The sequence below is a fragment of the Plantibacter elymi (nom. nud.) genome, assembly GCF_900177795.1.
Classification (GTDB): domain Bacteria; phylum Actinomycetota; class Actinomycetes; order Actinomycetales; family Microbacteriaceae; genus Plantibacter; species Plantibacter elymi.
Genome location: NZ_FXWJ01000003.1, coordinates 133,524 through 160,348 on the forward strand (window position 1 = coordinate 133,524; position 26,825 = coordinate 160,348).

The window sequence follows — 26,825 nt, forward strand, 5'->3', positions numbered from 1 at the left end:
GGATGAAGTACTCCCGGTCCCTGAGCCTGTCGAAGGGTGGTGCGAGGTGTCTAGTCCTCGGCGTCCACGTCGCGCGGCTTGACGTAGGGGTCCTCGTCGCCGGCGTAGGCGGCACCGGCGGCAAGCCCGGCCACCTCGGTGTCGCGGTTCTTCGCCTCGCGCAGCAGGTCTTCGATGTGCTGCGCGTTCTCCGGGATCGCGTCCAGGAAGAAGTCGAGGCTCGGCGTCAGCCGGGTGTTGATGTTGCGGCCGATCTCGGCACGCAACAGGCCCTTGGCGGACTCGAGCGCGGCCGACGTGTCGGCGCGTTCCTCGTCGGAGCCGTACACCGTGTAGAACACGTTCGCGTGCTGGAGGTCGCCGGTCACCTGTACGTCGGTGATCGTCACGAAGCCGAGCCGCGGGTCGCGGATGCCCTTGTCGAGCCGTTTGGCGATGACTTCCTTGATGCGGTCCGCCAACTTGCGGGCCCTGGGGTTCTCTGCCATCTCGTCCTCCTCTGATGACCGTCGGGCGGAGGGCCGTCCGACGGATGCTGCACACACAATACAAGCAGGAATCCCCGCCGCCCTCCCGGAGGAGGACGACGGGGACCGGCCGAGCGGACTAGCCGCGCGGCTTCTCCTTCATTTCGATCGTCTCGATCTCGTCGCCGATCTGGATGTCGTTGAACTTGCCGAGACCGATACCGGCCTCGAAGTCCGTACGCACCTCGGTGACGTCGTCCTTGAACCGACGCAGCGATTCGATCGCCAGGCTGTCGCCGACCACGACGCCGTCGCGGATGACCCGCGCCTTGGCGTTCCTCGTGATCGTGCCCGAGCGGACGATGACACCCGCGATGTTGCCGAACTTGGAGGAACGGAACACCTCGCGGATCTCGGCGACACCGGACTGGACCTCTTCGTACTCGGGCTTGAGCATGCCGGTGAGGCTCTGCTCGACGTCCTCGAGTGCGTTGTAGATGACCGAGTAGAACCGGACGTCCACACCTTCACGGGCCGCACGCTCGCGGGCCTTCGGGTCGGGGCGCACGTTGAACCCGATGATGATCGCGTTGTCGATCGTGGCGAGGTTGACGTCGGACTCGGTGACCGCACCGACACCGCGGTGGATGATCCGCAGCTGGACGCTGTCGTCGACGTCGATCTTGAGCAGCGACTCCTCGAGTGCCTCGACGGCACCGGAGACGTCACCCTTGATGATGAGGTTGAGCGACTCGACCTTGCCCTCTTCGAGTGCACGGGTGAAGTCCTCGAGCGAGATGCGCTTGCGAGCCTTGGCCAGAGCGGCGTTGCGCTCCGCGGCCTCACGCTTCTCGGCGATCTGACGCGCGGTGCGGTCCTCCTCGGTGACGAGGAAGGTGTCGCCGGCCCGAGGAACACTCGAGAGGCCCTGCACCTGGACGGGACGCGAGGGACCCGCCTCGGCGACGGTGTCGCCGTTCTCGTCGACCATCGCACGGACGCGGCCGTAGGCCGTACCGGCGACGATCGCGTCACCGACGCGGAGCGTACCCGACTGGATGAGGACGGTCGCGACCGAACCGCGGCCCTTGTCGAGCTTGGCCTCGATGGCCACACCGCGTGCATCCTTGTTCGGGTTGGCGCGCAGGTCGAGACCGGCGTCCGCGGTGAGCAGCACGGCGTCGAGGAGGTCCTTGATGCCGGTGCCGGCACGAGCCGAGACGTCGACGAACATGACGTCTCCGCCGTACTCCTCGGCGACGAGGCCGTATTCGGTCAGCTGCTGGCGCACCTTGGCCGGGTTGGCGTCGGGCTTGTCCACCTTGTTGACCGCGACGACGATCGGCACGTTGGCCGCCTGCGCGTGGTTCAAGGCCTCCACCGTCTGCGGCATGATGCCGTCGTCGGCCGCGACCACGAGGATCGCGATGTCGGTGACCTGCGCACCACGAGCACGCATGGCGGTGAACGCCTCGTGACCCGGGGTGTCGATGAAGGTGATCGGACGCTCGATGCCCTCGTGCTCTGCGACGACCTGGTACGCACCGATGTGCTGCGTGATGCCACCGGCCTCGCCGGCGACGACGTTCGCGTTGCGGATGGCGTCGAGGAGGCGCGTCTTACCGTGGTCGACGTGACCCATGACGGTGACGACGGGAGGACGGATGGCGAGGTCCTCGTCGGACTCGTCCTCCAGCTCCTGGTCGAGGTCGATGTCGAAGCCCTCGAGGAGCTCCCGGTCCTCGTCCTCGGGCGAGACCATCTGGATCTTGTAGCCGAGCTCGGAACCGAGCACGTCGAAGGTCGCCTCGTCGAGCGACTCCGTCGCCGTCGCCATCTCACCGAGGTGGAACAGCACGGTGACGAGGTTGCCGGGGCTGGCGTCGATCTTGTCGGCGAAGTCCGAGATGGACGCGCCACGACGCAGACGGATGATGGTGTTGCCGTCGCCGCGGGGGACGCTCACGCCGCCGAGCGACGGGGCTTCCCGCAGCTCGAATTCGGCCCTCTTCGTCCGCTTCGACTTGCGTGCCTTGCTCTTGCCGCCACCGCGACCGAAGGCACCTGCGGTACCACCGCCGGGTCCGCGACCACGACCGCCGCCGCCACCAGGGCGACCGGCGAATCCACCGGCGGGTGCACCACCCGGGGCACCACCGGGACGGAAGCCGCCACCGGCGCCACCGGGACGGAAGCCGCCGCCACCCGCGGGACGACCTGCGCCACCCGGACGACCGGGGCCACCGGGACGCTGACCCTGGCCGACGCCCGGACGGGGCGAGCCGGGGCGCGGAGCCTGCGGGCGCGGGATGTTGCTGGGGTTCGGACGCTGACCCATGCCCTGAGCCGCTGCGAACGGGTTGTTCCCCGGACGCGGCGTGCCGGTCGGGCGCTGGCCCATGCCCTGCGAGGACGCGAACGGGTTGTTCCCCGGACGCGGAGCACCGGGACGGGGGCCGCCCGGCTTCGCGGCGTCGCCGGAGGGCGAGTCGCCGGCGGCCGGAGCCGCGGGCGCGGACGGTGCCGCCGGAGCAGCAGCCGCGGGTGCCTCCGCCGCAGGGGCGGGGGCGGCGGGAGCCTTCGGGCCTGGGGCGGCCTGCTTCGGCGCAGGCGCAGCGGGCGCCTCAGCCTTGGGGGCGGGTGCCGCGGGGGCCGGAGCCTTGGGTGCGGCGGGACCCGGGGTCGGAGCGCCGGGCGTGGCCGGTCGCTTCGCCGGGGCGGCGGGGGCAGCTGGCGCCTTCGCGCCCTCGGCCTCGAGGGCGGCGCGCAGCTTGCGGGCCACCGGTGGTTCGATACTGGAAGACGGTCCCTTGACGAACTCGCCCAATTCCTTGAGCTTCGCCATGGCGATCTTGCTGTCTACTCCGAGTTCGGATGCGATCTCGTGTACACGTGGTTTTGCAGCCACAATTCTCCTGTCTGAGCTTGCACCCAGGCAGGGGCAAGCGTTAGTGGTGGACGGTGCTCATTTCGAGCCGCTCATGAGTTGTCCATTAGCCGTTCAGCCTGTTCTCTCGGAATGCCGCACCCGGGTGGGGCGGCAGCAGGATGGAGGCCCGGGATCCGGGCCTGATACCTGCGGTGGGAAGCACGGTGTGCGCCGGAGCGCTCTCGCGTGCACTCACCATCGTACACCCCGACCCTGGGTGCGGGCTCACCACCGGATCGTGAGCGGGTCGTTCCAGCCCGACGACGTCATTCAGCCGTCGGCGCGGCCGGTTCCGTCGACACGAAGGCCTGGACCGCCGACGCGTCGGGTCCCGCACTCAATCTGAGCGCCCTCGTGAACGCCCGACGCTGCACCGCCTGGTCGACGCACGCCGACGTCGGGTGCACCCAGGATCCGCGACCCGGCAGGCGCGCCGCGGCGTCTGGGATGAGCGCCCCCTCGACCGCGACGACGCGCAGCAGTGCCGAGCGCGGCTCGCGACGGCGGCAGCCGACGCAGGTCCGCACCGGTTCCATCCGGCTCAGTCCGATTCGAGGATCGAGTCCGGCTGGATGTCGATCTTGGCGCCGGTGAGCTTGGCGGCGAGACGGGCGTTCTGCCCCTCCTTGCCGATCGCGAGCGACAGCTGGTAGTCCGGCACGAGCGCCCGGACGGCCTTGAGCGACTGGTCGATGACGTACGAGCTCGTGACCTTGGCCGGCGAGAGCGCGTTCGCGACGAACGTCGGCAGGTCGGGCGAGTAGTCGACGATGTCGATCTTCTCGGCCCCCAGCTCGTCGGTGACCGCGCGGACGCGACGCCCGAGCTCACCGATGCAGGCGCCCTTGGCGTTGATGCTCGGGTCGTTCGCCTTCACCGCGATCTTGGTCCGGTGTCCGGCCTCGCGCGCGAGTGAGACGATCTCGACGATGCCGGATGCGATCTCCGGGACCTCCAACGCGAACAGCTTGCGCACGAGTCCGGGGTGGGTGCGCGACACGGTGATCTGCGGACCCTTGAGGCCCTTCGTCACGCTCGTCACGTACACGCGGATGCGTGCGCCGTGCGGGTACTCCTCGCCGGCCACCTGCTCCTCGGGCGGCAGGATCGCCTCGATGGTGCCGAGGTCGACGTGGATCATGCGCGGGTTCGGGCCCTGCTGGATGACGCCCGCGATGATGTCGCCCTCGCGGCCCTTGAACTCACCGAGGACGGCGTCGTCCTGGATGTCGCGGAGTCGCTGGAAGATGACCTGTTTCGCGGCGAAGGCGGCGATGCGACCGAAGTCGTCCGGCGTGCTCTCGGCCTCGCCGATCAGGACACCCTCGTCGTCGAACTCGGGCACGAACACCCCGACGTGGCCGGTCTTGCGGTCGAGCTGGACCCGGGCGGCCGGGACGTCGCCGCGCGCGGTGGTGTCGGTCCCCTCGGTGCTCTTCAGGTACGCACTCAGGATGGCCTGCTCGATGATCACGACGAGCTCCTCGAACGGGATCTCCTTCTCGCGTTCGATCGACTTCAACAAACCGAGATCGATGTCCATCGATGGCCTCCTCTATTCAACTGGTGGTGCCGCGGCAAGACGTGCAGCGGCACGACGGGCATGCTGCTGCCGTGCTGCCGAACCCGTCTGTCTACGGTACCGGATGCCGAGGGGTACGTCATCCACCCAGCTGGGAAGCCCCCGCGCGTCCTCGAGGGTCCCGCCCCTGGCTCGACCGCGTCTCGGGGCGGGTGACATGATTGGCCAATGGTCTTGGGCGAGCTGCGGAACGTCATGCGGAGCACGAGGGTGAGGATCCTCGTCGCGATCCTGCTCGCGACGACGCTCGCGATGACGCTCGTGGGCGTCTCCACCTACACGCTCGGCCGGCAGCAGACCCTCGCGACCATCGACGCCCGCCTGGAGCACAGCGCCGAGCTCATCGCCTTCATGGTGGTCGGTTCGGGCGACTCCGCCGACGCCCCGGCGACGAGCGACGCGGCCGTCGACGCGGTGATGCGACGCTGGATCTTCGCCGAGGACGAGACCGCCATCGGGGTGCGCGCCGACGGCTCGACGGTCGCACCCAGCGCCCCGTCCGCCTTCCGCCTGGACGACGACCCGCAGCTGCTCGACACCATCACGACCCGGTCGTCCCGCGGCGTCGTCACGGGCGAGGCCACCGGTGACCGCACCGTGCGGTACGCGATCATCCCGGTGCAGGTCGTCGGCGACCCGAGTGTGGCCCACGTCGTCATCGCCACCGACGTGCACGCCGCACTCGCGGAGTCCCGAGGCATCCTCGCCGTCGAGATCGTGGTCGCCGTGGTGTGCCTGCTCCTGCTCGGCCTCGTCGGCTGGCAGCTCGCTGGCGGACTGCTCCACCCCATCCGGCTGCTGCGGGACGCCGCCGCCCGCATCACCGAGTCGGACCTCGACGAACGGATCCCGGTCGTCGGTCGCGATGACGTCTCGGAGCTCACCACGACCGTGAACGGCATGCTGGACCGGCTCGACGAGGCCTTCACCAGTCAACGCCAACTGCTCGACGACGTCGGCCACGAGCTGAAGACGCCGCTGACCATCGTGCGCGGACACCTCGAGCTCCTCGATCCGTCCGACCCCGCGGAGGTGGCCGCCACCCGGGACCTCGCCCTCGACGAACTCGACCGGATGAGTTCCCTCGTCGCCGACATCACGGAACTCTCGACGGCCGGCCTCGCGTCGACCCTCGACCGGGAGCCCGTGGACATCGAAACGTTCACCGCCTCGGTCCACGAGAAGGCGACGGCGATCTCGACCGAGCACGAGTGGACCCTGGGCGAACAGGCCGCGCTCACCGCGGACGTCGACGCCGGTCGCTTGGCCCAGGCGTGGCTGCAGCTCGCGGACAACGCCGCGAAGTACTCCCCGGCCGGGTCGACGATCGTGATCTCGAGCCGGTTCGACGAGTCGGACGACCCGGCGCTCGTGCTCTCCGTCACCGACGACGGGCCCGGGGTGCCGGAGGCACTCCGCGAACGCATCTTCGACCGGTTCACCCGGGTGAGCGGTGGACGGGGCGTCGCCGGCTCCGGCCTCGGCCTGTCGATCGTGCAAGCGATCGCCGCGGCACACGGCGGGTGGGCCGAGGTCGAGGACACGCAGCAGGCCGGCTCCCTCTTCAGCATCCGACTGCCACTCGCGGTGGCCGACGACGACGAGGGGTCCGACGCGGACCTCGACCTCGACCCGGACGAGACCGCGGCGATCCCCCGCAACGCGATGGCCCAGGCGATCGCGCTGCGAGAGGCACAGGCGGCTCAGGAAGCCGCTGCGACGCAGACGACCGCGACCATGCAGTCCGGACCGACACCCGGCGACGCAGGCCCCGCGATCGATGCACCACCGCTCTCGCCTGCCCCGTCCCCCGAGGACGACTTCCCGGACCTCGTCGACACCTCGGCTCGGCGGAGTGCGCCGGAGGACCACGCATGAGCCGGATCCTGGTCGCCGAGGACGAGACGCGGATCTCCGCGTTCGTGAGCAAGGGCCTGCGCGCCGCCGGGCACACGGCGGACGTGACGGTCGACGGGTCACAGGTCGTCGAGCTGGCGGAGAGCGGCGACTTCGACCTCCTCGTCCTCGACATCGGCCTGCCCGGCGTCGACGGCTTCGAGGTCCTCAGGCGGCTGCGCGACGACGGCAGCGAACTCCCCGTCATCATCCTGACCGCCCGCGATTCCGCGCGAGACCTCGTGGCGGGCCTCGACGGCGGGGCGAACGACTACATGTCGAAGCCCTTCCGGTTCGAGGAGCTCCTGGCCAGGATCCGCCGACGCCTGGCAGAGCGGGCACCGGCGTCGACCACCGCCGTCCAGGAACGCCTCTCGGTCGGTCATCTGGAGCTCGAGCTGCGCGAACGGCGCGTCCTCGTCGACGGTGTGCCGGTCGAGCTGTCCACCCGTGAGTTCGCCCTCGCCGAGGAGTTCTTCCGTCACCCGGACCAGATCCTCAGCCGTGAGGAGCTCCTCAGCCGGGTCTGGGGCTACGACTTCGATCCCGGTTCGAACGTCGTCGACGTCTACGTGCGGTATCTCCGGAACAAGATCGGCAAGGACGCCATCGCGACGGTCCGCGGAGCCGGCTACCGCCTCAGCACGAGAGCGCAGTAGCGGTGGTCATTCCCCGCGGATGACGACCGTTACTGCGCTCTCGTGGCTCAGAGGGCGAGGTCGGCGATCGCGACCCGGTCCTTCGTGCCGGCGGCCCGGTCCCAGAGCTCGACGAAGCCCTCGGTGGCCTCGCGACCGACGACCACCACGACGGGCACGCCGATCAGCTCGGCGTCGCCGAACTTGACGCCCGGGGACACCTTGCCGGTGCGGTCGTCGTAGAGGACGTCCTTCCCGCTCGCCTCGAGGGAGGCCACGAGTTCCTCGGCCACCTCGAAGATCGCCGCGTCGCGTCCTGCTGCGACCACGTGGACGTCGAACGGGGCGACGGCCTTCGGCCAGATGAGACCGCGCTCGTCGTTGTTGCCCTCGGCGATGATCGCGAGGATGCGCGTGATCCCGATGCCGTAGGAGCCCATGGTCACCGTGACGAGCTTGCCGTTCTCGTCGAGCACCTTGAGGCCGAGCGCCTCGGCGTACTTGCGCCCGAGCTGGAAGACGTGCCCGATCTCCATGCCGCGAGCGAGCTCGACCGGTCCGGAGCCGTCGGGTGCGGGGTCGCCGGCGCGGACCTCAGCCGCCTCGACGAAGCCGTCGGCGGTGAAGTCGCGCCCGGCGACGAGGCCGGAGACGTGCTGCTGATCGACGTTCGCGCCGGTGATCCACTCGGTGCCGTCGACGACCCTGGGGTCGAGGAAGTACCGGATCTCCGTCGCCGACTCCTCGCCGAGGACGGGCCCCTGCGGGGACCACGGCCCGATGTAGCCCTTGACGAGCCCGGCGTTCGCGGCGAAGTCCGCTTCGGTCGCGGCCTCCACCTCCGCGGGGCTGAAGGCCACCTCGACGCGCTTGAGGTCGACGTCGCGGTCGCCCGGCAGGCCGATGACGACCAGCTCGCGCGTGCCGTCGAGGTGACGCAGCGCCAGCACGACGTTCTTGAGGGTGTCGGCCGCCGTCCACGCCCGTCCGTCGTCGCGCGGGTGTCGCTCGTTGGCGAGGTCGACGAGCGTCGAGATCGTCGGGGTGTTCGGCGAATCGAAGACCGTCGCGGGTGCCAGACCCTCGATGGGGCGGGCCTCCGGGACCTCGGTGGTGTAGGCCTCGACGTTGGCGGCGTACCCGCCGGCCGAACGCACGAAGGTGTCCTCACCGACCGCGGTGGGGTGTAGGAACTCCTCGCTCCGCGAACCGCCCATCGCGCCGGCGTCAGCCTGCACGATCTCGTACTCGAGGCCGAGCCGCGTGAAGATGCGCTCGTAGGCGTCGCGCTGCGCCTGGTAGCTCGCGTCGAGCCCGGCGTCGGACACGTCGAACGAGTAGGCGTCCTTCATGGTGAACTCACGACCGCGCAGGAGGCCTGCCCGGGGACGCGCCTCATCGCGGTACTTGTCCTGGATCTGGTAGATCGACAGGGGCAGGTCCTTGTAGGAGGAGTAGAGGTCCTTCACGAGCAGGGTGAAGACCTCCTCGTGCGTCGGGGCCAGCAGGTAGTCGGCACCCTTGCGGTCGTGCAGGCGGAAGAGGGCGTCGCCGTACTCCTCCCACCGGCCGGTGACCTCGTAGGGCTCGCGCGGCAGGAGCGCGGGGAAGTGCACCTCGAACGCGCCGGCGTTCGCCATCTCCTCGCGGACGATGGCCTCGATCTTGTTCTTCACCCGCAACCCGAGCGGCAACCAGGCGAAGACGCCCGGCGCCTGGCGTCGGATGTACCCCGCCCGCACCAGCAGGCGGTGACTCGTCACCTCCGCGTCGGAAGGGTCTTCACGGAGCGTACGGAGGAAGTAATTCGAAAGGCGCGTAACCACCTGTCCATGCTAGTCCGTCACACGCAGGCAGCCCGGAACCGCTACCAGGGGCGATCGGCGAAGTTCCCGTTGTCGTTGTTGCGACCGCGGTTCTTGGCGTCCTCGGTCGACTTGTCCTGCTGGGCGTCCTGGCCGGCGTCCTTCAACTTGTCGACCTTCCCGTCGACCTCGCTGTCACCGGTACCGCTCGAGCCGCTCGAGTCGCCGTCGCCCTGTCCCCCGTTCGAAGGATCCTGCTGGCCCTGCCCGCCGGACCGGTCGCGCTGGTCGGTCGCATCCTGACGTTTGCGGTCGATGCGATCGCCGGTGTCCTGCAGGTTCTCACCGGGCGTACCCTTCGGATCGATCACGTCGGGCTGCTGCCCGGTTCCGCCCTGGTCCCCCTGATCGCCCTGGTCACCCTGGTCACCTTGACCGCCCTGGTCGTCCTGACCTCCTTGACCACCTTGATCACCCTGGTCCTGCGGGTCCTGCGGGTCCTGCGGGTCCTGGGGGTCCTGCGGGTCCTGGGGGTCCTGCGGGTCCTGCGGGTCCTGCGGGTCCTGCGGGTCTTGCGGGTCCTCGTTCTGATCCTGGGACTCCCCCTCGAAGCAGCCCTCGCCCTCGTCGACGATGCGCTTCGCGGTGTCGTAGAGGTTGATGGCGCCCTGGAAGAACTGGCCCTTCACGTACTCGTCTGCCTGGGTCTCGTACGCGCGCGCCAGGTTGACCCGGACGATGCAGGCGGTCTCCTCCGTCGGCGCGAGCTCGAGCGCCTTGCCGAGGTCGTCGGTCCCCTGCACCCAGTCCTGTCCGGCCGCGGCTGCGGTGCCCCGGTCGAACCAGGCGATCCACGGCTCGACGACGTTCGCCGTGAAGAGGTGGCCCGCGCTCAACTGCGCCCCGGAGTAGTCCTCGGCGCGGTACTCGGCGATCGCCGACTGCGCGACGACCGGCAGACTCACGAACTTGACCCCGACGACGAGGGCGACGAGGACCAGCGGAAGGGACCACCAGAACAGCCGACGGCGCAACCGGGCGACCTCGGCCGGCGCCAGCGGCGGACGCCGCGGTTCCTCGAGTCGTGGCCGTGGCTCAGGGCTGCGCGGCGCATCGTCGGGCCGGTCGGTGCGGGTCCGATCGTCGAAGAGGGTCATGCCTGCCCACCCTTCGTCCGTCGGAGCTCGCCCAGCGCGCCGACCAGGCCGGGGAGCTCGGTGAGGAGCAGCACACCGAACCCGAGCGCGAACACCCAGTACAGCTCATCGGTGCGCCGGATGTCCACCTCGTCCTCGACGGTGACGCCGCCGACGGCGAGGCCGTCGAGTGCGTCTTCGAGCGACGCACCCGGTGTCCTGATCTCCGACTCGACGCCGAGCTGCGACGCGATCGTCTCGAGTGCGCCCGGATCCAGCCGGGACACGGCGGGCTCACCGGTCGAGTAGTCCTGGATGTAGCGGACGCTGCCGTCCTGGTACCCGGAGAACTCGCGCATGGTCCCACCGGCCTCGGTCCCATAGCCGAGCACGCCACCGCCGCCGATGAGCGGTGCGATGCTCTCGAACGACCCGGGGGCCGCTCCACTCGTCTGCTCGCCGTCGCCGAGGTAGAACATGATCCGGTTCCGACCCGGCTCCTGCTCCTCGGCCTGGGTCAGCAGCGTGGTCATGAACTCCACCGGCGCGTCGATGCTGCTGCCGCGGGAGTAGGTGGTGATCTCCTGCGTCATCGCCTCCGCAGCCGACCGGAGCGCCGTCGCGTCCGTCGTGAGGGGCATGCGCTGGACGGCCACGGCGTCGAACGTCACGAGGGCGTATCGGGCACCGGCCAGCCGGTCGGCGATACCGGTGATGTCGGCCTTCGCACCGTCGAGTCGGGTCGGCGGCTTCGGGGCGCCGTTCTCGTCCGTCCCCGACGCGGTCTCGTCCGGCCAGTCCTCGGCAGCCATCGAGCTCGTCGTGTCCACGACGAAGTAGACGTCGAGGTCGCCCATCGCGGACGGTGGGCGATGGTTGCCGGGGATGGTCGGTCGGAGGGCGATGATCACGAGCACGACGACCATGGCCAGTCGGGCGATCCAATGCCAGGCTCCTGGCCGCCGCACCCCGGCGAGGAACTGCCAGACGGCGAAGGCCGCGAGGACGGTGCCGAGCACGGCGACGGCCCAGATCGGCAGAACGGGGTTGATGGTCATCGGCGCAACCTCCAGGCGAGCAGCATGAGCGCCGCGAGGCCGCCGAACGCCGCCAGCACGAAGACGAACGGCTCGTCGACCTGCACGAGCTGTTTGGCGCCCTTCAGCGTCTTCGTCTGCTCGGCCGTGATCTGCTGGACGATGCCGCCGACCGCGCCGGGGTCGGCGAGCGCGTAGTAGTCCCCGCCGGTGGACGTCACGACCTCGTCCATCTCGGCGGCGAGGTCGTCGAGGTAGTCCTTGCTGGAGACGTCGCCGGGGTTGATCCCGTACACGGTCACGTCCTGCGCCTTCGCGTACGCGCCGGCCTCCTTGAGCGTGAGGATCGGCTCACCGGCGACGTAGTTGTCGGTCGCGAGCACGATCGAGCGCGACCGTTCCTCGCCGACCTGGTCGAACCGCATGACGCAGGACCCGAGACCGTCGCCGATGAGGGACGAACCGTTCCCGAGATCGGTGCCGTTCCAGTACTCGTAGTCGCTCTCCGGCGAGGTGAGGTCCTCGACGAGGTGGTCGAGCTGCGCGGCCACGTAGTCGTAGTCGCTCGTCAGCGGGAAGTACGTGGTCGCGGACGCGTTGAACAGGACGAGCGCGATCCGCTCACCGTCGAACCGCTGCACGAGTTTCTCGAACACCCCGACCAGCGCGGCGTCGTACTCCGTCATCGACCCAGACACGTCGAGGCACAGCACGATGTCGCGGTTGCGCAGTTCGGGCTGGAACACCGTCGTGCTCACCACGCGGGACCCGAGGGCCGTGCCGGCGAGCAGCAGCACCCCGAGCGCGGCGATCGTCGCGATGATGAGGCGCCGGTACCGCGACAACGCGCGACGGTATCCGGGGAGCGCGGTGAGCCGTTCGGAGTGCGCGACCCACAGGGGCTCGGCGTTCGCCTTCCGGCGCCGCCCGGCACGGGCCACGAGGACGACGGCGGCGACCACCGCGGCCACGGCGAGGAGCCAGACGAGCGGCATCCACCAGTAGATCAGCTCCATGTCGTCACCACCTGGCGGGCGAGCGTGGCGGCCTCGGCGACGCTGCCCGTCTCGGCCTCGCGGAATTCGACCGGGTAGTAGGCCGACACGGCACGACTGAGTGGCGCGAGTCCGGCGCGGTCGAGGTCTGCGAGGGTCATGACCTGGGCGCGGACACCACTGGACTCGTGCGCGTACATCCGGAGGATCGCGCCGAGCCGTTGGTGGGCGCGCCGCGTACTCAGGGCGCCGTCCCCGTGCTCGCGCTCGATCTCGCCGATGAGCGCGAGGTAGCGGTCGCGCAGGACGGTCGGCGACGGCTGCGGCGCCGGGCGCGGAGCGCTCCCGCGCGCGCGACGGCGCACGTGGGCGAGCATCCAGACGTACCACCCGATCACGAGCGCGATGAGCACGAGTCCGAGCACCGGCCAGAGCAGCGTGTACTGGACCGGTGCGTAGTAGCCGTTATCGCCGGGCATGTCGGTGGGCCTCGAGGAGGTGGAAGAGGACGGGGACGACGTCGTCGGCCCCGGTCACGCGTTGACCGCTGATGCCGAGTTCCTCGAGCTGGTCGAGGTGTCGGGCGGTCGCGCTGGTGACGGCCTCGGTGAACTCGCGTCGGAGCGCGTCGTCCGACCGGATGAAGGCCGGCAGGGACCGCTCGTCGGCGACGTCGACCATCGCCCGACCGGTGTACTCGGCTCGCATGAGGTCGGCGTCCCCGACCGAGATCCAGAGCACCTCGTGTTGGACGTGCAGGCGACGGAGGATCTCCGACCGCTTCGGCGTGATCTCCTCGTCGTCGGAGACGATCACCAGCAGACAGCGCTGCTTGACCGACCGTGCCGCGTAGCCGAGCAGTTCGTCGAGATCACTCTGGGGTGCCGCGAGCGACGCACGCCGGTCGATGTGCTGCAGCAGGCGTTCGAGTGCCGATTCGGTGCCGGCTGGTCGGACGAGTTCCGGTGCGGCGGCGTCGCCGGCGACGAGACCGACGAGGTCGCCGTGCCGGATCGCGAGGTACCCCAGGATGCCGACCGCGAGGATGGCGACCTCGCGTTTGGTGCTCCCACCCTCGGCGAGCGCCGCGAGATCACGACCCGTGTCGACGACGAACAGCACCTGGTGCTTCCGCGTGGCGATGAAGCGCTTCACGAGTGGAGCGCCGTGTCTGGCCGTCGCCTTCCAGTCGATGTCCTTGATCTCGTCGCCCGGGGTGTACTCGCGGAGGTCGTCGAAGTCGAGGCTCCTCCCTTGGAACACCGAACGGTACTCGCCGTCGAGCATCCCCCGCACGCGGCGGTGGGCGTGGATGAAGAGTTTGGACTTCACCCGGTGGAGCAGCGGGGCTGACACGGGCCTACGGTGCCTGGACCGCTCCGAAGACGGCGTCGATGATCGTCTCGGGCGAGACGTCGTCGGCCGCGGCTTCGAAGTTCAGGATGATGCGGTGCCGCAGCACCTGGTGGCGGTAGCCCTTGACGTCCTCCGGGATGACGTGGTCACGCCCGGCGAGGACCGCGAGCGCCCGCGCGACGGTGCTGAACGCGATGCTGGCACGCGGGCTCGCCCCGTACTCGATGTAGCTCGCGAGCTTCGGCGGCAGGTAATCGCTCGCATGGCGGGTGACGTAGACCGTCTGGACGATGTAGTTGAGGATCGACGCGTCGAGGTAGACCCGCTTGGCGAGGGACTGCAGGAACAGGACGTCCTCGAGGCTGACCCCCGGGCGTTCCTCGTCGGTCTCGTAGAGCCCGGAGTTCACCCGACGGACGATCTCGGCCTCCTCGCCGATCGTCGGGTAGTCGAGCACCTCCTTGAGGAGGAAGCGGTCGAGCTGCGCCTCGGGCAGGTGGTACGTGCCCTCCTGCTCGATGGGGTTCTGCGTGGCGAGGACGAAGAACGGCTTCGGCAGCGGATAGTGCGTACCGCCGATGGAGGTCTGGCGTTCCTGCATCGCCTCGAGCATCGCGCTCTGGGTCTTCGCGCTCGACCGGTTGACCTCGTCGAGGAGGACGAAGTTCGCGTGTACGGGCCCGAGCTGGGTCTGGAACGCACCGGTGCGGGCGTCGTAGATCTGGGTGCCGATGATGTCGCTCGGCAACAGGTCGGGGGTGCACTGGATGCGTTTGAACGACGCGTTCACCGCTTGGGCGATCGATTCCGCCGCGGTCGTCTTCGCGAGTCCTGGGACACTCTCGAGCAGGACGTGTCCGCCCGAGACGAGTGCCGCGAGCAGGGTGGTGCGCAGGCCCTGCTGGCCGACCACCTTCGCGTCGTAGGCTCCGACGATCTCGGAGAGGATGCTGCGGGCCCGCTGCAGCTCGGCTGGCGCGATGGGGGTGCTCGGCGTCACGGTCACTGGTCTCCCTGGCGAGGCTGGCGGTCCGGACGGTTGATCGTCGAACGCGGATCCGCCTGGTGGAACCCGGCGGTCCGAACAGTCTACGTGTGAAGATCCCGAGCTCGGACGCCTCGGCCACCGGATGGCCACCAGGGCGTCGGCCGCCGTTCGCCCACCGTCCCCCTCGCGTCCACCGCCGCTTCCTACCGTGGATCGATGACATCTGCAGCGCACGGGAGGCACCCGGAGATCGACGGCGCGACGGCGATCGTCCCGGTCAGGGGCGGTTCGAAGGGGATCCACCGCAAGAACCTCAGGACGGTCCGTGGGAGCACCCTCATCGCGCGGTCGGTCGAAGGTCTGCTGCGGTCGGGTGGTGTCTCTCGTGTGGTCGTCACGACCGATCACCCGGACCTCGCCGCCGCTGCCGTCGCCGCCGGCGCTGACGTCATCGACCGGCCCGCCGAACTCGCCGAGGACAGCACTTCCTCCGAGGCCGCGCTCCTCCACGCGCTCGGTGTCCTCGCGGGGCGCGGTGAGCTGACCCCCGTGACGGTGTTCGCGCAGGCGACGTCGCCCTTCCTCGACGTGGAAGCACTCGACGACGCCGTCGCGCTCGTCGCCTCCGGGCAGGCGGACTCCGTCTTCGCCGCGGTACTCGACCACGGTTTCCTCTGGACGGAGAAGACGAAGGGTGCCCGAGGGATCGGCCACGACCACCGCGAGCGTCCCCGGCGACAGGACCGCGCCCCGCAATATCGCGAGACCGGCTCGTTCTACGTCTTCGACACGGACGGCTTCCTCGAGGCCGGGCACCGCTTCTTCGGCCGGATCGCACCGGCCGTCACCAGGTCCTTCGCCGCGCTCGACATCGACGAGCCGGAGGATCTGCTCGTCGCCGAGGCGATCGCCGGACTCGCCGAACGCCAGCTGGGGATCCCGTCGGGCTCGGAGCGTTCGGAGCACCACCTCGACGTCGACGCCGTCGTCACCGACTTCGACGGGGTCCACACCGACGACCGCGCCAGCATCGACGCCGACGGGGTCGAACGGGTGAGCGTCCATCGCGGTGACGGCCTCGGCGTCCGTCAGCTGCGCGAGGCCGGGCTGCCGTTCCTGATCCTGTCGACCGAGCGGGTCCCGATCGTCGCCGCACGCGCGGCCAAACTCGGCGTCGACGTCGTGTACGGCTCCGCCGACAAGGCGACCGCGCTCCGCGACTGGGCCACGGCGAAGGGTGTCCCACTCGACCGCATCGCGTACCTCGGCAACGACGTCAACGACATCCCGGCCCTCGAGATCGTCGGCTGGCCGGTCGTCGTCGCCGATGCCCATCCGGAGGCCCGAGCCGTCTCCCGGCTCGTCCTGGAACGCCGAGGTGGCGACGGCGCCGTCCGCGAACTCGCCGACCTCGTCCTCGCCGCACGCGCGGCCCTCGACCCCCTGAAGCTGTCCACGCTGCAATCGAACGGAGCACGACCATGAGCATCCACCAGGACGCGAACGACACCACCGACCTCGACGGCCGGACGCAGCCGTCCCCCGTGCGCATCGACGGCATCCCCGTCGGCGGAGGCGCCCCCGCGTACGTCATCGGGGAGATCGGTCTCAACCACAACGGCGACGTGGAGCTCGCGAAGCGACTCATCGACGTGGCCGCCGACGCCGGCGCACAGGCCGTCAAGTTCCAGAAGCGCACGCCGGAGATCTCGACGCCGGCGCACATGCGCGACGTCCCGCGGCAGACGCCGTGGGGTGAGATGAGCTACCTCGACTACCGCTACCGGGTCGAGTTCGACCGTGAGCAGTACATCGAGATCGGCGACCACGCCACCCTGCGCGGCCTCAGCTGGTTCGCCTCCCCCTGGGACGAACCGTCCGTCGACTTCCTCGAGGACCTGGGCGTGACCGCGCACAAGGTCGCGTCCGCCTCGGTGACCGACTCGGGCCTCCTGACCCGTCTCGCCGCGACCGGGAAGCCGATCATCCTCTCGACCGGCATGTCGACGCTCGAGCAGATCGACCGCGCCGTCGAGATCCTCCGGGGCTCGCCGCTGGTCATCCTGCACGCGACCTCCACCTACCCCTTGCCCGCCGAAGAGGCGAACCTCCGGATGATCGACAGCCTCGCCGCCCGGTACCCCGGTGTGCCCATCGGGTACTCCGGCCACGAGACCGGTCTGCAGATCTCCCTCGCCGCGGTCGCCCTCGGAGCCACGATGGTGGAACGCCACATCACGCTCGACCGTGCCATGTGGGGCTCGGACCACGCCGCGTCGCTCGAACCGCACGGCTTCTCGAACCTCGTCCGCGACATCCGGGTCATCGAGACCGCCATGGGTGACGGCGTCAAGCGCATCTTCCCCGGCGAACTCGCTCCGCTCGCGAAGCTGCGCAGGGTCGATGCCTGATCACGGGCCCCGCCGTCGCGTGATCGGGGTGGTGGACTCCGACTCCTTCGTGAAGTGGGGCGCCGCCACCCTCTCCCGCGCGACCGGCTGGGACGTCGACCTCGTCCTCGTCGAGAGCGACGTGTCCGCCACGGACCGTCAGGTGGACATCGCGCTGCTCCACACGGCGTTCGAGGGACGAACCGTTCGTCGTCTGTCGCTTCGACGGCTCGTCGACCTCATCCGGACCGAGCAGCCGGACGGCGTGTTCGTCTCCACGCGTGGACCGGTCGCCGAGGTCGTCATCTCGGAACTCCTCGCGCTCGGGCGCGCCACCCGCCCGGTGCTGCTCACCGGCCTCCCGGGCATCTCCATCCCGGCGAAGTGGAAGGGGATCTTCCTCCGCGCGCAGGCGGACGTCTTCGTCCTGCACAGCCATCGCGAGGTCGCCGCCTACCGTGAACTCGCGCTGACGCACGGGGTCGAACCGGCGTTCGCGCTCGCGACCCTGCCGTTCCTGACGGACGCGTCGATCGAGTCATCGGCCGAGCCCGCCCCGCGCACCCGGGTCGTCTTCGCCGCCCAGGCCACGGTCCCGGCCGATCGCGGCGACCGGCTCCGGATCCTCTCCTGGCTGCGCACCCTCGCGAACCGGCATCGCGACCTCGACGTCGTGATCAAGGTGCGCGGCCTCGCCGGTGACCCGCAGACCCATCACGAGCACTACCCCTTCGACACCCTCCTGACCGGTCCGACACCCGGCAACCTGCGGGTCGCCACCGGGTCGATGGCGGTCCATCTCGGCCACGCGGCCGGACTCGTCACCGTGAGTTCCACCGCCGCGATCGAAGCCATCGCCGCCGGGGTGCCGGTCATCCTGCTCGACGACTTCGGTGTGGACCCGGCGCTCATCAACACCGTCTTCGAAGGCAGCGGGCTGTTGGCCTCCAAAGAGGACCTCATGGCCGCCCGGTTCCGGCACCCGAACCCGGACTGGCTGCAGCAGAACTACTTCCACCCCGTCGACGAGGACGACTGGATCCAGCGGTCGGAGGAGGCGTTCGCCGCGCGCGACCTCGGGACCCTGCCGATCCGCCCTCGGGCACGACAGAGTCGCGGCGGCATGCTCCGCACCGGTTGGGAGCGTCGTCGGGCGTTCGGGCGGGCCGACACGAGCGCGCTGGGCACGGTCGCCTTCGTCATCGGGCGGCCACTGCAGATCGCACGCCGTCTGGTCCGTCGCGCTCGTGGCGTCCAGCCGGCCGAGCGCCGACCGATCCCCTCCCGTCGGCTCGCGCCGATCGAGACGGAGACGCCGGTGCGCGCTCCGCACGGGGCTCGTCACCGCACGGCCCGCTGACGGGAACGCCGCTCGGCCGGAGACCGGTCGGGCGGCGCTCCAGGCTCAGTTGGAGCCGACCGTCACCACCGGAGCGCCCGTGGAGGTGTCGTCGGCGGGCATCTCGGCGGCGAGACGGTTGGCCTCCTGGATGAGCGTCGCGACGATCTCCGACTCCGGCACCGTCTTGATGACCTCGCCCTTGACGAAGATCTGGCCCTTGCCGTTGCCGCTCGCGACGCCGAGGTCGGCTTCACGAGCTTCTCCGGGGCCGTTCACGACGCAGCCCATGACGGCGACGCGCAGCGGGACGCTCATCCCCTCGAGGCCGTCGGTCACGTCGTTCGCGAGCTTGTAGACGTCGACCTGCGCGCGCCCGCAGCTCGGGCAGGAGACGATCTCGAGCTTGCGCTCGCGGAGGTTCAGCGACTGCAGGATCTGCAGCCCGACCTTGATCTCCTCCGCCGGCGGCGCGGAGAGCGAGACACGGATGGTGTCGCCGATGCCCTCGGAGAGCAGGATGCCGAAGGCGGTCGCGCTCTTGATCGTGCCCTGGAAGGAGGGACCGGCCTCCGTCACGCCGAGGTGCAGCGGCCAGTCACCGCGCTCGGCGAGCAGCCGGTAGGCCTTCACCATGACGACCGGGTCGTTGTGCTTGACGGAGATCTTGAAGTCGTGGAAGTCGTGCTCCTCGAAGAGGCTCGCCTCCCAGACGGCGCTCTCGACGAGCGCTTCTGGGGTCGCCTTGCCGTACTTCTGCAGCAACCGCGGATCGAGGGACCCCGCGTTGACACCGATGCGGAGGGAGACGCCGGCGGCCTTCGCGCGCCGGGCGATCTCGCCGACCTGGTCGTCGAACTTCCGGATGTTGCCGGGATTGACCCGGACGGCCGCACACCCCGCGTCGATCGCGGCGTAGACGTAGGCGGGCTGGAAGTGGATGTCGGCGATCACCGGGATCTGACTCTTCTTCGCGATGATCGGCAGGACCTCGGCGTCGTCGCGGGTCGGGACGGCCACGCGGACGATGTCGCAGCCCGAGGCGGTGAGCTCGGCGATCTGCTGGAGGGTCGCGTTGATGTTCGTCGTCTGGGTCGTCGTCATCGACTGGACGCTCACCGGGGCATCACCGCCGACGAGCACCTTACCGACCTTGATCTGTCGCGACGTGCGTCGCGGGCTGAGCGTCTCGGGAACCGACGGAAGACCCAGATTGATAGCTACCACGAGCCTCAGCTTACGCGCGCGACGCCCCGCAGGCTCCCCGTGAGCTGAATGCCTGCTGGGACGTCGCGATCCGCGGTCAGCGCGCGGGCGGCGCCTCGCGATTCGCACGCAGGACGCCGAGCCGTTCCCGGTACTCGACCTCGTCGATGTCGCCCTGGGCGAAGCGCTCGGCGAGCATCTGCTCGGCGCTCCGGGACCCGTCCTGACGCCAGGCCCACGGCGGGCCCTGGTGGCCGTCCGGGGACGTCCCGGACCAGGCTCGGCGACGCCACCGCCGACCGACGAGCGCGACGATGAGGACGATCACGGCGATCCAGAACGCGGGGATGAGCAGCAGCCAGAGGAGGTGGAAGCCCGGCCCGGGACCGCCGGGATGCATGGCGGTCGCGGCGAGCACGATCAGGGAGGTGGACATGGAGGACTCCGTTCGTCGGGCGGACGACGACCGTCGTCCGCATCACGACCCCGAGCCTCCTCCGGATGGTGGCCGAGGGCATCCGACGACGGGACGGATCACCGCACTCCCCCGGGAGTACGGCCACCCGGTGCTCAGACGCCGGGACTGACGAGCCCGGTCTCGTAGGCGATGACGACGAGCCGGACCCGGTCGCGCGCGGCGAGCTTCGACATGATGCGCGACACGTGGGTCTTCGCCGTGAGCGGGCTGAGGAACAGCGCCCCTCCGATCTCCTCGTTGGTGAGTCCGCGTCCGACGAGACCCAGCACCTCGCGTTCGCGCTCCGTGAGCCCGGCGATCACGGCGTCGTCGAGCGGCGCGGCGATCGCTCCGGCGACCTGGGTGAGCAGCCGCCTCGTGACCCCGGGCGACAGCAGGGCGTCACCCGACGCGACCACGCGGACGGCCCGGATGAGCTCGGCCGGCTCGGTGTCCTTCACGAGGAAGCCGCTCGCGCCTGCTCGGATCGCCTGCGCGACGTACTCGTCGAGTTCGAAGGTGGTGACGACGATGATGCGGGTGTCCTGGAGCGCCGGATCCGCGACGACGGCTTCGGTGGCGGCCAGGCCGTCCCCTCCGGGCATCCTGATGTCCATGAGGACCACGTCCGGCCGTTCCCGGCGGACGACGACGAGTGCCTCGTCCCCACCGGCCGCCTCACCGACGACCGCGATGTCGGGCTCCGCGTCGAGGAGCGCGCGGAACCCGCCGCGGATGAGTGCCTGGTCGTCGGCGACGACCACGCGGATCATGCGGCGCCTCGGACCGGCACCCGGGCCGTGACACGGAAGCCGCCGAGCGGACTCCGCCCGGTCTCGAGGGTGCCGCCGAGGAGCTCGGCGCGCTCGGTCATGCCGAGGAGGCCGTTGCCGTGCTCGGCGGGTCCGGGTGGGGCACCGACTCCGTCGTCCTCCACGAGCAGGCGGTAGGTGCCGTCGACTTCGACGAGCTCGACGGAGACCCGTCCGGCCTGCGCGTGCCGGAGGACGTTCGTGACGCTCTCCTGCGCGATCCGGTACAGCGCCTGCTGCACGGCCGCACCGGGCGTGGAGACGAGCCTCACCTCGAGCACCGCGTCGACGCCCTGGTCTCGGAGCGACTGGACGAGGACTGGTAGTGCCTCGAGATCCGGCCCCGGTCGCCTCGGCGCGCCGGTCGCCGGGTCCTGGCCCGCATCGGCACCGCGGAGGACGTCGAGGAGGCCACGGACCTCGTCGAGCGACGCCTTGCTCGACCCCTTGATGTTCGTCAGAGCCTCCCTGGCACGTTCTGGCTGGGTGTCCATGAGGTGCAGCCCCATACCGGCCTGGACGGTGATCTGTGCGAGTGAGTGTGCGACCACATCGTGCAGCTCGCGGGCAATGCGCACGCGCTCCTCCTGGGCGGCGGACGCGCGACGTTCGCCCCGACGTCGGCGATCCGCGTCGAGCTGTTCGCGTCGGGTGCGGAGTCCCTCGGCGAGGAGGACGGCGACGATGACGAGGGCGGTCGTGGCCCCGACGCGGAAGCCCGACACCTTCCAACCGACGGCGAGCGCGACGGTCAGGGCGAGCGCCCACCCGAGTCCCAGCGACGGATAGGTCCAGCCGCGCGCACCACGGACGATGCCGGACCCCGCGGCGAACGCCAGCGCCACGGCGGGAGGGCCCCAGGTGGGCCCCGTCAGCATCGAGGCGGTCGACAGCACGGAGACCGCCGCGACCGTCGGCCCGGGCGACCGCCTGGCAGCGAGCAGGCAGAGCACGCCTGCGAGTGCCAGGAGGACGGCTGAGGAACGGGACCACCCCGAGGCACCGGCACCCGGGCCGAACGAACCGTGGAGGGCGAGCACGGCGGTCGCTGGCACCTGGACGAGGAAGGACACGACCACCGGCGCCCAGAGGCGCCAGACGGGGCGTCCGGGTCGGCGATCGCCCGGCGTCATCCAGGGCGCCGAACCCGTCTCGACCGATGCCATCCCTGCATGGTACTCGCGGGTCGCAGCGGCCGCGTCGCCCGCACGGAGGCTCCGCCGTACTCCCCGGGGAGCACGACCGTGCCGAGATGGGACGGTCCCGCGGGCTCCGTTCGCCTCGGCCTAGCCGAAGAGGTTGACGGGCTTCACGATGTCGGCGTACACGAGGAGCGCGCTCATGCCACCAAGGACGATCACGACGCCGAAGGTGAGCGGGATGAGTTTCGCCGCGTCCACCGGTCCCGGGTCGCGACGTCGGAAGACCTTCGCGAAGCGGCGGCGGATCGCCTCCCAGAGCGCTGCTGCGACGTGCCCGCCGTCGAGGGGCAGCAAAGGGATGAGGTTGAAGACGAAGAGCGCGACGTTGAGCGACCCGAGGATGCCGAACACGGTCGCGGCCTTCGACGCGACGGGGATCTCGTCGAGGCTGACCACCTCGCCCACGACCCGTCCGACGCCCACGACGCTCATCGGCCCGTTGGGGTCGCGCTCGCCGGATCCGAACGCTGCCTGCCCGACGTCGATGAGTCGCTGGGGCAGGTTCAGGATGATGTTGGCGGTCCGGGCGATCGTGTCGCCGACGGTCGGCAGGATCGTGGTGACGGGCTGCGCCACCATCTGCTGCTGTGGGGTGATGCCGACGAAGCCGACCTCATGGGTCTTCGCCGAGCCGTCGGCGTTCGTCACGATCTTGCCGGTCTCGGCATCGACGACGTCCCGCTCGAGCAGCAACGGCGTCAGGGTGAGGTCGAGTCGCTGCTCACCGCGCGCGACCTCGAGGGCCAACGGCTTGCCCGGCGAATCCTGCACGGCCGCGGAGATCTCGGCGAAGGTGGAGATCGGGGTGCCGTCGATCGAGAGGATCGTGTCGCCCGGCTTCAAGCCCGCGGCGGCGGCCGGCCCCTGCGGATCCCCCGCTGCACAGCTCTGGCGGTCGCTCGTCGACGGCAACACGCACTCGTACACCGACGTGAGGGTGCTGCTCTGCTGGGGGACGCCGAACCCCGACACGGCGATACCGATGAAGAGGACGGCGAGGACGAGGTTCATGAACGGCCCGCCGAGCATGACGACGATCCGCTTCCAGACGGGCAACCGGTAAAAGGTGCGCTCCTCGTCGCCGGCGCCGATCGTGTCGGCACTCGCCTCCCGCGCGTCCTGGACCAGCGTGTCGAAGAAGCCGGTGCTGGCGTTCCGGGCGGCACCGCCGGGCTGCTTGGGCGGGAACATGCCGATCATCGAGATGTAGCCGCCGAGCGGGATCATCTTGACCCCGTACTCGGTCTCGCCCTTGCGGCGCGACCAGATGGTGCGACCGAAGCCGATCATGTACTGGGTGACCCGCACGCCGAACAGCTTCGCGGGCACGAGGTGACCGACCTCGTGCAGCCCGATGGACACGATGAGGCCCACGAGCACGATCACGATGCCGAGGAGGTAGAGGAGGACGGATTCCACGGCGTAACCCTACTCGCGCGGTCGGGTCACCGGCTGCACGCTGGCTGTACGGCCGCTCGGAAGCTTCCGACGATGAACGGGCAGGTCAGCCGATGCGCTGCTGCGCGCGAGCCCTCGCCCAGCGCTCCGCCTCCGCGAGCGCCTCCCGGGTGAGCTCGCCCTCGGGCGCCTCGTGGTCGTCGACGACCGCGCGGACGGTGTCGAGGATGCCGAGGTAGCCCAGCCGACCCGCATGGAAGGCCGCAACGGCCTCCTCGTTCGCCGCGTTGAACACGGCCGGATAGGTGCGACCCTGCCCGCCCACGAGCTTGGCCAGTCGCACCGCCGGGAAGGCCTCATGGTCGAGGGGCTCGAACGTCCACTGCTGGGGTGAGGTCCAATCGAGCGGGACGCCAACGCCTGGGACCCGGCCCGGCCAGTCGAGCCCGAGGGAGATGGGGAGCCGCATGTCGGGCGGCGAAGCCTGGGCGATGGTGGAACCGTCGATGAACTCGACCATCGAGTGGACGATCGACTGCGGGTGGACCGTCACCTCGATGCGGTCGTACGGGACGTCGAACAGCAGGTGCGCCTCGATCACCTCGAGACCCTTGTTGACGAGGGTCGCCGAGTTCGTCGTGACGACGAGACCCATGTCCCAGGTGGGGTGGGCGAGCGCCTCGGCTGGCGTGACGCCGGCGAGCGACGCGCGGTCGCGTCCGCGGAACGGCCCTCCCGAGGCGGTCAGGACGAGCCGTCGCACCTCGGTGGCGGTGCCGGATCGGAGGGCCTGGGCGATCGCGGAATGCTCGGAGTCCACGGGCACGATCTGGCCGGGTGCCGCGATCCGCCGCACGAGGTCGCCACCGACGATGAGCGACTCCTTGTTCGCGAGCGCGAGCGTCCGGCCCGTCTCGAGGGCCGCGAGGGTCGGGCCGAGCCCGATGGAGCCCGTGATGCCGTTCAGCACCACGTCGGCGTCGACGCTGCGGATGAGCCGCTCGGCGTCGGCCGCACCCAGGGCCGTGTCGTCGACGTGGAAGGCGGCGGCCTGCTCGGCGAGGAGCTCGGCGTTCGAGCCGGCCGTCAGGCCGACGACCTCGAAGCGGTCGCGATCACCCCGGATGACGTCGAGTGCCTGCGTGCCGATCGAGCCGGTTGATCCGAGGATGATGACGCGTCTCACGGCGGTCAGTCTACGTCGGCGGCGGTGCGGGCCGCTCAGCCCGCGGCGGGAGCCGTGGTGCTGCTCGCGTCGAGGATGTCGATGACGAACACGATGGTGTCGTCGGCCTCGATCCCCGCCTGGCTGTTGCCGCCGCTCGGTCCATACCCGAGTTCGGGTGGGATGACGGCGATGACCTGCGATCCGATGTGTTGGCCGGCGATGGCGCTCGAGAAGCCCTTCACCACGGCGGACAGCTGGAAGTTGGTCGGTCCGTTGCCCCAGCTCTCGTCGAAGACCTCGCCGGTCCGCCAGTTCACACCCTGATAGTTGATGATGACCTCGGCGTCGGACTGCACCACCGCTCCGTCGCCCTGCTTGAGGACCGCGACCTGGAGATCGGCCGGAGCGGGCTCCTCGGGGATGGTGACCGTGGGTCGTCCGGCGGTGTCGAGCTCGACCGCGGGCATCCCGGCGACGGGCTCCTGCGGGACGCCGTCCGCCTTGGCGTCGCTGTGCACCGTGCTGAGGACGTCGGCCACGACGACCAGCGGCTGGTCGGCCTGGACCGTGCCGTCGCTCGACCCTGCGGAGCCGAAACCGTCGCCTGCCGTGACGAACGCCGCGACGCGGGATCCGACGGTCGTGCACTCGACGGCTCGGACGAGGCCCTTCAGGTACTTCTGGTCGTTGACGACGATCGCTGTGGCCGGGCTGGCGCCATAGGCGGTCTGCGCGACGATCGAACCGGTGACGGCGTTGTAGATCGACATCTCGACGAACGTCGTGTCGCCGGGATCGACCCGCTCTCCGTCGCCCTTCGCCACGATCGTGCGCTCGGTGGTGTCTGCAGCGAGGGTGCCCTTGGCGAAGGTGACCTTGGGGATCGAGCCGAAGTCGCCACTCACGCTGATCGCCTTGGAGGCCTTGCCGGCACTCGTGTCGGCGCACTCCCCCGGGCTGGCCAGCGCTTGCGACTGCGACGTCGCCGAACTGCACGCGGTCAGCGACACGAGGGACGCGATGACGGCCAGAAGGCAGAGGCTCTTGCGCACAGGGGAACTTTCGGTCGTTGCTGAGGGGTCGGTCCAGTTTCACCCACCAGGCTCCATGCTGGCTGACAGCGCGCCGAACATCCTCGGTGCATCAGCCCACGCCAGTATGCCGAGTCGCGCATGCGTCGGCGGGTACAGTCGTGCGCATGGCCGATGAGGAGCAGACGCAGCGACGCGCCCAGGAACCCTCCGACCAGACCACGGTCGAACCGTCGATGGTCGACACGGTGGCCACGCCGTCGAAACCCGGTGTCGTCTACTACTTCGGACGAGCCGTCCTGAACACGACGGCCAAGCTGCTCTACCGCCCCAAGATCATCGGCCGCAAGAACGTCCCGAAGCGCGGGCCGGTCATCCTGGCGAGCAACCACCTCTCCTTCATCGACAGCATCGCGATCCCGATCAGCGCCCCACGCCGGGTGCAGTTCCTCGCGAAGTCCGACTACTTCACCGGACGCGGTCTGAAGGGCTGGGTCTCGCGCACGTTCTTCACCTCGATCGGCGCGGTCGGGGTCGAACGTGGCGTCGGGCAGGCGGCGCAGGAGGCGCTCGACCAGGGACGCCGGATCCTCGAGAGCGGTGAGGCCTTCGCCATCTACCCCGAGGGCACCCGGTCGCTCGACGGACGGTTGTACCGCGGCAGGACCGGTGTCGCCTGGCTGGCACTCACCACGGGCGCGACGGTCGTCCCGGTGGGCCTCATCGGCACCGACGACCTCATGCCGGTGGGCACCACGATCCCGAAGTTCAAACCGGTCACGGTGATCTTCGGTGAACCCATCGACGTGAGCCACCATGGCCCGGCGACCTCAGGACGCGCCAGACGCAAGGCGACGGACGAGATCATGGCGGCGATCCACGCCCTCACTGGCCAGGAACTCGCGAACGCCTACAACGAGTCGCCGCCCGCCGACACCGTCGAGCGCATCAAGCGCGCCTTCCGCCCGGAACGGCTCTGAGCCGCGGCGCCGG

At 70.0% G+C, this 26,825-nt stretch carries 24 protein-coding genes; 6 read left to right on the forward strand and 18 right to left on the reverse strand.

Annotation, left to right across the window (positions count from 1 at the left end):
- Positions 1-50: 50 nt before the first annotated feature.
- The 4 genes from rbfA to nusA form a co-directional block, all read right to left on the reverse strand.
- Complete coding sequence (rbfA, locus tag CCK91_RS10135; protein ID WP_079707157.1) at positions 51-488, reverse strand: 30S ribosome-binding factor RbfA; 438 nt, start codon at positions 486-488, stop codon at positions 51-53.
- A 118-nt stretch (positions 489-606) separates the two neighbouring features.
- Positions 607-3,375 (reverse strand): translation initiation factor IF-2, encoded by a 2,769-nt coding sequence (infB, locus tag CCK91_RS10140; RefSeq protein WP_086473926.1) that lies wholly within the window; start codon positions 3,373-3,375, stop codon positions 607-609.
- A gap of 287 nt (positions 3,376-3,662) precedes the next feature.
- Entirely contained in the window at positions 3,663-3,932 is a 270-nt protein-coding gene (locus CCK91_RS10145) for a YlxR family protein (protein ID WP_086473927.1), read from the reverse strand.
- 5 nt (positions 3,933-3,937) lie between these two features.
- Positions 3,938-4,939 (reverse strand): transcription termination factor NusA, encoded by a 1,002-nt coding sequence (gene nusA / locus CCK91_RS10150; RefSeq protein ID WP_079707160.1) that lies wholly within the window; start codon positions 4,937-4,939, stop codon positions 3,938-3,940.
- A 207-nt stretch (positions 4,940-5,146) separates the two neighbouring features.
- Here nusA and CCK91_RS10155 point away from each other — a divergent pair, with 207 nt between their 5' ends.
- Together CCK91_RS10155 and CCK91_RS10160 are read left to right on the forward strand one after the other, a co-directional pair.
- Positions 5,147-6,856: a sensor histidine kinase gene (locus tag CCK91_RS10155; RefSeq protein ID WP_086473928.1), complete on the forward strand. Its 1,710-nt coding sequence runs from the start codon at positions 5,147-5,149 to the stop codon at positions 6,854-6,856.
- Positions 6,853-7,533, forward strand: coding sequence for a response regulator transcription factor (locus tag CCK91_RS10160; protein ID WP_064295346.1), 681 nt, complete (start codon positions 6,853-6,855; stop codon positions 7,531-7,533). Before CCK91_RS10155 ends, CCK91_RS10160 begins: the two co-directional genes overlap by 4 nt.
- A gap of 47 nt (positions 7,534-7,580) precedes the next feature.
- Here the strand turns inward: CCK91_RS10160 and CCK91_RS10165 are convergent, their stop codons facing one another.
- The 7 genes from CCK91_RS10165 to CCK91_RS10195 are packed head-to-tail and all read right to left on the reverse strand — an operon-like array spanning position 7,581 to position 14,847.
- A complete protein-coding gene (locus CCK91_RS10165; RefSeq protein WP_086473929.1) occupies positions 7,581-9,338 on the reverse strand; it encodes a proline--tRNA ligase in 1,758 nt (585 codons plus the stop codon).
- 41 nt (positions 9,339-9,379) lie between these two features.
- The gene (locus tag CCK91_RS19810; protein ID WP_207568210.1) at positions 9,380-10,474 is read right to left on the reverse strand and encodes a hypothetical protein; all 1,095 of its coding nucleotides are present in this window, start codon (positions 10,472-10,474) and stop codon (positions 9,380-9,382) included.
- Positions 10,471-11,511, reverse strand: a complete 1,041-nt coding sequence (locus tag CCK91_RS10175; RefSeq protein ID WP_086473930.1) for a VWA domain-containing protein — start codon at positions 11,509-11,511, stop codon at positions 10,471-10,473. Before CCK91_RS10175 ends, CCK91_RS19810 begins: the two co-directional genes overlap by 4 nt.
- A complete protein-coding gene (locus CCK91_RS10180; RefSeq protein WP_086473931.1) occupies positions 11,508-12,506 on the reverse strand; it encodes a vWA domain-containing protein in 999 nt (332 codons plus the stop codon). Before CCK91_RS10180 ends, CCK91_RS10175 begins: the two co-directional genes overlap by 4 nt.
- Complete coding sequence (locus tag CCK91_RS10185) at positions 12,497-12,964, reverse strand: hypothetical protein (protein WP_079002737.1); 468 nt, start codon at positions 12,962-12,964, stop codon at positions 12,497-12,499. Before CCK91_RS10185 ends, CCK91_RS10180 begins: the two co-directional genes overlap by 10 nt.
- Positions 12,951-13,841, reverse strand: a complete 891-nt coding sequence (locus CCK91_RS10190) for a DUF58 domain-containing protein (protein WP_229939091.1) — start codon at positions 13,839-13,841, stop codon at positions 12,951-12,953. Before CCK91_RS10190 ends, CCK91_RS10185 begins: the two co-directional genes overlap by 14 nt.
- Before the next feature lie 4 nt (positions 13,842-13,845).
- Positions 13,846-14,847, reverse strand: a complete 1,002-nt coding sequence (locus CCK91_RS10195) for an AAA family ATPase (RefSeq protein ID WP_086473932.1) — start codon at positions 14,845-14,847, stop codon at positions 13,846-13,848.
- Positions 14,848-15,045: 198 nt separating this feature from the next.
- On the opposite strand from CCK91_RS10195, the gene CCK91_RS10200 reads away from it, so the two are divergent.
- Genes CCK91_RS10200 through CCK91_RS10210 form a run of 3 tightly spaced genes read left to right on the forward strand, consistent with a single transcriptional unit; the run spans position 15,046 to position 18,579 of the window.
- Positions 15,046-16,314 (forward strand): acylneuraminate cytidylyltransferase, encoded by a 1,269-nt coding sequence (locus tag CCK91_RS10200; protein ID WP_086473933.1) that lies wholly within the window; start codon positions 15,046-15,048, stop codon positions 16,312-16,314.
- Positions 16,311-17,240, forward strand: coding sequence for an N-acetylneuraminate synthase family protein (locus CCK91_RS10205; RefSeq protein ID WP_086473934.1), 930 nt, complete (start codon positions 16,311-16,313; stop codon positions 17,238-17,240). Before CCK91_RS10200 ends, CCK91_RS10205 begins: the two co-directional genes overlap by 4 nt.
- Positions 17,233-18,579: a DUF6716 putative glycosyltransferase gene (locus CCK91_RS10210; RefSeq protein WP_133059975.1), complete on the forward strand. Its 1,347-nt coding sequence runs from the start codon at positions 17,233-17,235 to the stop codon at positions 18,577-18,579. The genes CCK91_RS10205 and CCK91_RS10210 overlap by 8 nt, the downstream gene beginning before the upstream one ends.
- A 45-nt stretch (positions 18,580-18,624) precedes the next feature.
- On the opposite strand, the gene ispG is transcribed toward CCK91_RS10210, so the two are convergent.
- The 7 genes from ispG to CCK91_RS10245 all read right to left on the reverse strand — a co-directional run bounded on the left by ispG (position 18,625) and on the right by CCK91_RS10245 (position 25,853).
- Positions 18,625-19,785, reverse strand: coding sequence for a flavodoxin-dependent (E)-4-hydroxy-3-methylbut-2-enyl-diphosphate synthase (ispG, locus tag CCK91_RS10215; RefSeq protein WP_086473936.1), 1,161 nt, complete (start codon positions 19,783-19,785; stop codon positions 18,625-18,627).
- Between the two features lie 76 nt (positions 19,786-19,861).
- The gene (locus CCK91_RS10220) at positions 19,862-20,200 is read right to left on the reverse strand and encodes an SHOCT domain-containing protein (RefSeq protein WP_086473937.1); all 339 of its coding nucleotides are present in this window, start codon (positions 20,198-20,200) and stop codon (positions 19,862-19,864) included.
- Positions 20,201-20,334: 134 nt separating this feature from the next.
- Positions 20,335-20,994 carry a response regulator gene (locus CCK91_RS10225; protein ID WP_086473938.1) on the reverse strand — a complete coding sequence of 220 codons (660 nt, stop codon included), beginning with the start codon at positions 20,992-20,994 and terminating at the stop codon, positions 20,335-20,337.
- Positions 20,991-22,199, reverse strand: coding sequence for a sensor histidine kinase (locus CCK91_RS10230; RefSeq protein ID WP_086473939.1), 1,209 nt, complete (start codon positions 22,197-22,199; stop codon positions 20,991-20,993). The genes CCK91_RS10225 and CCK91_RS10230 overlap by 4 nt, the downstream gene beginning before the upstream one ends.
- A gap of 120 nt (positions 22,200-22,319) precedes the next feature.
- Complete coding sequence (locus CCK91_RS10235) at positions 22,320-23,654, reverse strand: M50 family metallopeptidase (protein WP_079707172.1); 1,335 nt, start codon at positions 23,652-23,654, stop codon at positions 22,320-22,322.
- Between the two features lie 85 nt (positions 23,655-23,739).
- Positions 23,740-24,819, reverse strand: coding sequence for a 1-deoxy-D-xylulose-5-phosphate reductoisomerase (locus CCK91_RS10240; protein ID WP_086473940.1), 1,080 nt, complete (start codon positions 24,817-24,819; stop codon positions 23,740-23,742).
- Positions 24,820-24,854: 35 nt separating this feature from the next.
- On the reverse strand, positions 24,855-25,853 hold the full coding sequence (locus tag CCK91_RS10245; protein ID WP_086473941.1) for an FKBP-type peptidyl-prolyl cis-trans isomerase: 999 nt from the start codon (positions 25,851-25,853) through the stop codon (positions 24,855-24,857).
- A 215-nt stretch (positions 25,854-26,068) separates the two neighbouring features.
- On the opposite strand from CCK91_RS10245, the gene CCK91_RS10250 reads away from it, so the two are divergent.
- The gene (locus CCK91_RS10250) at positions 26,069-26,812 is read left to right on the forward strand and encodes a lysophospholipid acyltransferase family protein (RefSeq protein WP_086474298.1); all 744 of its coding nucleotides are present in this window, start codon (positions 26,069-26,071) and stop codon (positions 26,810-26,812) included.
- The last annotated feature ends 13 nt before the right edge of the window (positions 26,813-26,825 follow it).

Excerpts from the sequence above, each read along its gene's own strand:
- rbfA (WP_079707157.1), bottom strand. The coding sequence starts at position 488 with ATGGCAGAGAACCCCAGGGCCCGCAAGTTGGCGGACCGCATCAAGGAA.
- CCK91_RS10145 (WP_086473927.1), bottom strand. The coding sequence starts at position 3,932 with ATGGAACCGGTGCGGACCTGCGTCGGCTGCCGCCGTCGCGAGCCGCGC.
- nusA (WP_079707160.1), bottom strand. The coding sequence starts at position 4,939 with ATGGACATCGATCTCGGTTTGTTGAAGTCGATCGAACGCGAGAAGGAG.
- CCK91_RS10155 (WP_086473928.1), top strand. The coding sequence starts at position 5,147 with ATGGTCTTGGGCGAGCTGCGGAACGTCATGCGGAGCACGAGGGTGAGG.
- CCK91_RS10160 (WP_064295346.1), top strand. The coding sequence starts at position 6,853 with ATGAGCCGGATCCTGGTCGCCGAGGACGAGACGCGGATCTCCGCGTTC.
- CCK91_RS19810 (WP_207568210.1), bottom strand. The coding sequence starts at position 10,474 with ATGACCCTCTTCGACGATCGGACCCGCACCGACCGGCCCGACGATGCG.
- CCK91_RS10175 (WP_086473930.1), bottom strand. The coding sequence starts at position 11,511 with ATGACCATCAACCCCGTTCTGCCGATCTGGGCCGTCGCCGTGCTCGGC.
- CCK91_RS10180 (WP_086473931.1), bottom strand. The coding sequence starts at position 12,506 with ATGGAGCTGATCTACTGGTGGATGCCGCTCGTCTGGCTCCTCGCCGTG.
- CCK91_RS10185 (WP_079002737.1), bottom strand. The coding sequence starts at position 12,964 with ATGCCCGGCGATAACGGCTACTACGCACCGGTCCAGTACACGCTGCTC.
- CCK91_RS10200 (WP_086473933.1), top strand. The coding sequence starts at position 15,046 with ATGACATCTGCAGCGCACGGGAGGCACCCGGAGATCGACGGCGCGACG.
- CCK91_RS10205 (WP_086473934.1), top strand. The coding sequence starts at position 16,311 with ATGAGCATCCACCAGGACGCGAACGACACCACCGACCTCGACGGCCGG.
- CCK91_RS10210 (WP_133059975.1), top strand. The coding sequence starts at position 17,233 with ATGCCTGATCACGGGCCCCGCCGTCGCGTGATCGGGGTGGTGGACTCC.
- CCK91_RS10220 (WP_086473937.1), bottom strand. The coding sequence starts at position 20,200 with ATGTCCACCTCCCTGATCGTGCTCGCCGCGACCGCCATGCATCCCGGC.
- CCK91_RS10225 (WP_086473938.1), bottom strand. The coding sequence starts at position 20,994 with ATGATCCGCGTGGTCGTCGCCGACGACCAGGCACTCATCCGCGGCGGG.
- CCK91_RS10230 (WP_086473939.1), bottom strand. The coding sequence starts at position 22,199 with ATGGCATCGGTCGAGACGGGTTCGGCGCCCTGGATGACGCCGGGCGAT.
- CCK91_RS10250 (WP_086474298.1), top strand. The coding sequence starts at position 26,069 with ATGGTCGACACGGTGGCCACGCCGTCGAAACCCGGTGTCGTCTACTAC.